Here is a 6,322-nt window from a genome sequence, read left to right on the forward strand (position 1 = left end):
TCTTTCAGCGAGGGTTTCGTGGCTGGGTGTTTTCCGAGGGCGGTGACTTATGCCACGGATAACCCTTCGCGCTGAGTTGATAGGCGTAATCGAATAACCGCTTCATGTACTCGCCATCGAACTTGCGAGTGTGCGCAAAGGAAAAGTCGGAGCCTATGTACGCAAGACTGAAATCCGCGCCATCCTGCTGCGCCATGCGGTAGATCCGCTCCAGGTCGCTGATCCCCTGGGTCTGGATCAATGCACTGATGGCTCGACCGCCGATGCTCAAGGTCCGGCGCTTGGTGCCGGACCACTGCGGCTCCAGTGTTCCATTACGGATGACATAGAAGTGGCGGTCGAATCGCAACGGTGCTCCGACGGCTTTGCTCAGCGACATCACGGTGGTGGGTGGGTAAAGAAACACCTGAGTGATGACCCCGCCGTCCACGTGCATTTCCTGGAACGGTTTGCCGTCAACGTCCACATCGATCATGACGGGTGAGACTGCACCGGGAATACTCATCGAGGCGAGCATGATATTGCGAAAGAGTTCGAGCGCTCCCGGTGCGTTGCTTGAGGCAATAGCACCCATGTTCCACGTGACAGGCCGTCCTGAATCAAGGTCAGTCGTGCCGATCAACAGAATCCGTCCTTTGGCGTACTCCGAGGCGATCGCCGCCAGAATCTGCGCAGTGACGTATTTTGCAATGAGCCGCGCCAGTGGCTTGCTGTCCGCTATCCCGTCGCTGGCAAGACGGGTCAGCACGCTTCGCGAATGAAAAATGTCTTTTGGACCGATTGCATTGGAAACATACCGAATCACGCCGTCGTACTCAGGTCCCAGGTAAGCGAACGGGGCGACCAGGGCGCCAGCGCTAATGCCCGTGACAACCTTGAACATGGGCCTGCTCCCATGGGTGGTCCATCCGGCAATCAGTCCCGCCGCGAATGCGCCGGCATCGCCGCCGCCCGAAACGGCCAGCATATTTGCCAGCGGCAGGATGTCGTTCGGCTTTCCGGCCTTGGCGAGCACCTCGCTCTCACGTTTGTTGGACTCAACTGCATCTTGCATGAACGGGGTCAGGTCGTGGTCCAGCCTGTAACGCGCATTGGGAATGCCCGGGATGACGGCCTTGTCCGTCAAGGTTGGCGGAACCGCGTCACGGCGTGGCAGGCACGCTTGAAGAAACAGGTCCAGCGTTGATGTGCCAGGCGGGAATGGTTTCAAAACGCCTCCTCCGGCCCCTGCATTCACGCCAGCCGATTGCGACCTATCGTTCGAACGTCAAGTAGCTCATCTTGCGCTCCTTTGCATGATAAAAAAACTCGTTGGTCGCACGCTCCCGGATAAGAAAATTGTAGGAGCGAGCTTGCTCGCGATGGGCTCAAGAACGCTGCGTTCAATCAGGAAACCCGCGTAATCGTTAACGACCATCGCGAGCAGGCTCGCTCCCACATAAGACGATCAATTGCGCAGATGGCATAATCACAAGCTGTTTATAACAGGGTCGGATAAATGACCGTCGAAAGCTACGACCAACTCGCGATCTTCTCGGCTGTGGCCCAGGAACGCAGTTTCACCCGCGCCGCTGCCAGGCTTGGCATGTCTCAACCGGCCTTGAGCCGGGCGATGCGTCAACTGGAGGAGCGATTGGGCGTCAGGTTGCTTGCCCGCACCACTCGCAGCGTCTCGGCCACCGAAGCCGGCGAACATTTGCTGCGGGTGATCGCCCCCCGGTTTGAAGAAATCAACAGTGAGCTGGCATTGCTCAGCAAATTTCGCGACAAACCCGCCGGCAAATTGCGCATCACCGCGGGCGAGCATTCGGCGATCACGATCCTGCACCCTGTGCTCGCCAAACTGCTGCCGGACAATCCCGATCTGAATATCGAAATCATTGTCGACTATGGCCTGACGGACATCGTGGCGGAGGGGTTCGACGCCGGCGTACGGCTGGGTCAGCAAGTGGCCAAGGACATGATCGCAATGCGCATCGGCCCTGACATGCGCATGGCGGTGGTGGGCTCCCCGGCGTACTTCACCCGATACCCCAGGCCGGTGATCCCGAGTGACCTCATGGTGCACAACTGCATCACCCTGCGCATGCCGACTTACGGCGGCCTGCTTCTCTGGGAGTTCGAAAAAGACGGGCAAGAACTGAACGTACGGGTCGAAGGCCAACTGGTATTCAACAACATCGCCATGCGCCTGGAGGCGGCCCTCCAGGGACTGGGACTGGCCTATATGCCGGAGGACCTGGTGCTGGAGCACGTCGCGCAAGGCCGGTTGGTTCATGTGCTTAAAGACTGGTGCGAACCCTTCTCTGGCTACCACCTCTATTATCCGAGCCGGCGCCAGAGCTCTCCGGCCTTCACCATGCTGCGCGAAGCCTTGCGCTATTTGGGTTGATCAGACCGGACGCTCTCCAGCGCTTCACCGGCGCGCTTGGCCGCTGCGGCATCACCCTGGTCAGCCAGCAACTGGACCAGTTGACGCAACTGCGCAATTGTCAGGCCGACCCGCAGGCTAGCCGCCATGTGCGAGCGCAGTTGTGACTCCACACCGGGGGTAACGGCAAGCGCTGCAACGGTGGCCAGCTCACGACTTTGCCAGTCCAGGTTGTCACGTTCGAAAATGTCGCCGAACAGATGCGCCTGCAAGTACTGGTTGATAACGGGAGCGAAGTCGAACAGCGGGCCCTGGACAGGTGCACCGGCGATTCGCGTCTGGTTGGCTTTGCCCACCGCGAGCAGTTCGTCGCCGGTGGGAATAACGCGACCGGGCTCGCGTCCCGGATCGTCCTGAACGCCGCGCTGCTTGCGTGCCTCGACCACGTTCATCAGTTCGCCGAGTGCATTGAGACTGCGAGGAAAACCGCTGTAGGCGTAGAGCTGCACCAGAATTTCCTTCGCCTCGCTGACCGTCAGGCCCGCATCCAGCCCCTGATTCAATGCGGCATTGAGCGCGGACAGGTTGCTCGTGGCCATGGCGGCGGCGATTAACGGAATAGCCCGCTGTTTGGCGGACAGCGTCTCGGACACCGGTGGGGTCGCAGGCTCGGTTTTCGGTGCCTGCGAACCTTGGGCGTTGTATTGCTCGTCGCTCACTTTCTCCAGCCAATCCACACTCTTGCCATCCACCGAGCCCGTCACGGCCAGGTGCGTCATGGCGCTCGACGGAGCGGCGCCATGCCAGTGCTTGACGCCCGGCGGGCAGACGATCACGTCGCCAGGGTGGATTTCCTGCACCGGCTTGCCCCATTCCTGGACCCGTCCCACGCCGGAAGTCACCACCAATCGCTGTCCTGCGGGGTGGGTATGCCAGGCCGAACGCGCGCCCGGCTCAAAGCTGACATAAGCGCCGGAAGCATTGATCTCGTCCGTGGCGGGAAACAAGGGATCGACGCGAACCCGCCCGGTGAAAAAATCCGCAGGTCCCGCCACCGCAGCCTGAGTACCCGCACGGCTGATCTGCTGCCCGGTCCGGCGCGACTCCCCGGCATTGTCTGCACCGGCGGCGTCGGCAAAGGGGGCCGCCGCACACACCGCGATGCCTATCAAGGTATTTTTCAGCATGAGATATCCCTTCAAGTCAGAGCGTTCTGGCGTAAAACGCGGTCAACTGGCCCATGGCGACGTCCACATACGCAGGCACCCAGTAGGTGTCGATATGGGTCGCGCCCTCGATGGTGAACAGTTTTTTGTCCTGGGTACCGGTGGCCCTGGAAAAGGCTTGTTGCGACATGTACAGGCTGTCGGCCTTGCTGCCCGCGATCATCAGCAACGGTTTGTCGATCAGCTCGATCTGATCCGTGGCATCGAAACTCATCAGGTCCATCAGGCTGCTCTGGGTGTAACGGAACGTCGAGTTGGGGTGAGCGTGGGTCTTGCCGTAGTACTCGAAGCCCTGTCGATACAGATCAAACGGCAGCTTGGCGATCTGTTCATCGGTCAGCCTGGCATCACCGACGTAGAGCACTTCCCCTCCCGCCGCTTCCTGGGCACGGGCCGCCGACGCCTGTTGCAAGCGTTCCTGAATCGTCGACAGCTGCGAATCCTGGTAGCCGTTGCGCCGAACCAGCCCGGAGTTGAACAGGCTCAAGGTCGCAATCGACTGGAAGCGCTTGTCGGTTCGCGCCGCCGCCAATGAGTAACCACCACCGCCACAGATCCCCAGCAAGCCCAGGCGCTTGCTGTCGACGCCGGGATAGCCGGCGATGAAGTCGGCCATGCCATGGATGTCTTCGATGCGATGCGCCGGTTTGTCCACATTGCGCGGCTCACCGCCACTGGCCCCTTGGTAGGCCGCATCCGCCGTGATCGTGATGTAGCCCTGATCCGCCAGACGTTGGGCATACAGGCCCGCGACCTGCTCCTTCACCCCACCGTTGGGGTGCGCCACAACGACGGCCGGGTACTTTTTCGCCGCGTCATAGTTCGCCGGGGTGTAAACGTTGGCGGCAATGTCCAGGCCATTGAGTGTGTAAGTGACCGGATGGATGTTGACCTTGCCCGGTTCGTTCCTGGTCAGCGCACCACCGTAGGTCAACGTGAATGGGTTCTGCCTGTAGTCGCCCGCTTCGGCTTCGGCACCGGACATGCCGATCATGGCGGCCATGAACGTGGCCTTCAACGTGGTTCGCATCATGGGAAAATTCCTGACATTTCGATGTTTGTGGAGGCGCTGGCTGATATCGCCGAGAAACAAACTACCTTTCAAGAATTAATCGATAAACAGCGCCAATCACATAGCACTGATACCAAATTCACATATATCCGGTGAGTCAGGCGAAAAGTCATTGACACCCGGGCTGACAGCAATAACCTATTTATGTGGGAATATTTCCCACAATATGATGCTGACTGGCTCTGAAGGATCGTACGGAACCGCAGTCGCTTGTTATCGCTGCAGATTGATGGCCGTGCCGGTTGGCTGGCCGCTCCAATGGGCGGCTGCGAACTCACTGGGCATTGCGTTCGATACGGAGATGGGTACGCAACGCCAAGCGGAGGTGCATCATGCTGCTCAAGAAATGTTTATTGGCTCTGGCAATTGGCGCAGTCCTGTCGGCATCGACTGTTCTGGTGCCCGATTACATCAGTAGTTTCTCCAGTGTGCATGCCAAGGATGGTGGCGGCCATGGCGGTGGCAACGGCGGTGGTCACGGTGGCTCAGGTGGCTCCGGCAACGGCGGCTCCGGAGGCAGTGGACATGGTGGTGATGGTGGCGGCAGTGGCCACGGAGAGGGTGGCGATCATGGTGCGGCAGGCCATGACGGTGACGGTCATGGAGGCCCGGGGCGCGGCGACGCTGACCATGGTGGTATGGCCGGGAACAGAGGCCCGGGCAATGCGCATGACAACGACGCGGACAACGATGCCGCAGACGCAGCCAGGGACGCTGCCAGAAACGACGCAAATGCAGCTAGAGATGCGGCAAGAGCTGATGCAGATGCCGCCCAGGATGCTGCCAGGGCCGCTGCCGACGCCGCCAGGGACGCCGCCAGGGCTGAAGCGGATGCAGCCCGGGACGCTGCAAAAGCGGCTGGCGTAGCGGGCGCAGATGCGACCCGGGATGCTGCGAGGGCTGCGGCAGATGCGGCCAGAGACGCCGCGAAGGCAAACGCGGACGCAGCCAGAGACGCCGCCAGGGCGGCTGCAAATACCGCCAGGGACGCCGCCAAAGCTGAGGCGAACGCGGCCAGAGAGGATGTGGCGGACGCCCCGGACGCACCGGATGTCGACGCGGCTGAAGTGCGGAACTAGACCCGCGCGTTCCGCAATGGCCACGGCAGGCATACCCGTTAAAAACGCCCCGGCAGCTTGAGGGACGTATCGGCAAAGAGTCGCAAGCCCTGAAGAGTCGCGGGGGTTTGCGACTTTTTTTTCGAAATCGTGTCGCACGCTTCCGTCTTCGCGTTCGTTTATTCAGCCCCCTCTCCTTCCATGTCCCCAACCGGCGGTCGGCTTTCTCCTGCGCGGGTTGACCCTGAGCCAGAAAAGGCTAACTTACAACAAGTGGGAAATTTTCCCACGCCGATATTTCAGAAGACACTGTGACGCTCAGGGGTTGCTCCCATGCTGCTCCCGGATTGCAACCTGATTGCGTTTGCACTGTTCGCGGTCAATCACCAGGAGAATGCACGATGAACACTTACTCGCTTTTCAAGAGAGGTTTACTGGCGCTGGCAATCGGTGGCGTCCTCTCGGCTTCCACTGTTTTGATACCTGACTCCCTTTCCCATGACTCGAGCGCCTATGCCAAGGATGGTGGCGGTGGCGGTGGTCACGGCGGCGGTGGCGGGGGCGGCAACGGCGGTGGCGGCGGCAAAGGCGGTGG

Annotated in this window: 5 protein-coding genes and 1 pseudogene; 3 read left to right on the forward strand and 3 right to left on the reverse strand. The window is 60.5% G+C overall.

Features of this window, described 5'->3' with window-relative positions; genetic code table 11:
* Positions 1-4 precede the first annotated feature (4 nt).
* Positions 5-1,210: a patatin-like phospholipase family protein gene (locus GPL81_RS23925; protein ID WP_160108720.1), complete on the reverse strand. Its 1,206-nt coding sequence runs from the start codon at positions 1,208-1,210 to the stop codon at positions 5-7.
* A 288-nt stretch (positions 1,211-1,498) separates the two neighbouring features.
* Between GPL81_RS23925 and GPL81_RS23930 the strand changes: the two genes are divergently transcribed.
* Positions 1,499-2,392, forward strand: a complete 894-nt coding sequence (locus GPL81_RS23930) for a LysR family transcriptional regulator (protein WP_160108721.1) — start codon at positions 1,499-1,501, stop codon at positions 2,390-2,392.
* Here the strand turns inward: GPL81_RS23930 and GPL81_RS23935 are convergent.
* Together GPL81_RS23935 and GPL81_RS23940 are read right to left on the reverse strand one after the other, a co-directional pair.
* Positions 2,380-3,555: a (R)-mandelonitrile lyase gene (locus GPL81_RS23935; RefSeq protein WP_160108725.1), complete on the reverse strand. Its 1,176-nt coding sequence runs from the start codon at positions 3,553-3,555 to the stop codon at positions 2,380-2,382. The two genes, GPL81_RS23930 and GPL81_RS23935, sit on opposite strands and share 13 nt — an antisense overlap.
* Positions 3,556-3,574: 19 nt before the next feature.
* Positions 3,575-4,630 carry an alpha/beta hydrolase gene (locus GPL81_RS23940; RefSeq protein ID WP_160108722.1) on the reverse strand — a complete coding sequence of 352 codons (1,056 nt, stop codon included), beginning with the start codon at positions 4,628-4,630 and terminating at the stop codon, positions 3,575-3,577.
* A 492-nt stretch (positions 4,631-5,122) separates the two neighbouring features.
* Here GPL81_RS23940 and GPL81_RS32045 point away from each other — a divergent pair, with 492 nt between their 5' ends.
* Entirely contained in the window at positions 5,123-5,536 is a 414-nt protein-coding gene (locus GPL81_RS32045) for a hypothetical protein (RefSeq protein WP_160108723.1), read from the forward strand.
* Positions 5,537-6,128: 592 nt separating this feature from the next.
* A pseudogene (locus GPL81_RS23950) lies at positions 6,129-6,322 on the forward strand (hypothetical protein); the annotation flags it as partial.

This window comes from Pseudomonas izuensis (genome assembly GCF_009861505.1).
GTDB classification, from domain to species: Bacteria; Pseudomonadota; Gammaproteobacteria; order Pseudomonadales; family Pseudomonadaceae; genus Aquipseudomonas; species Aquipseudomonas izuensis.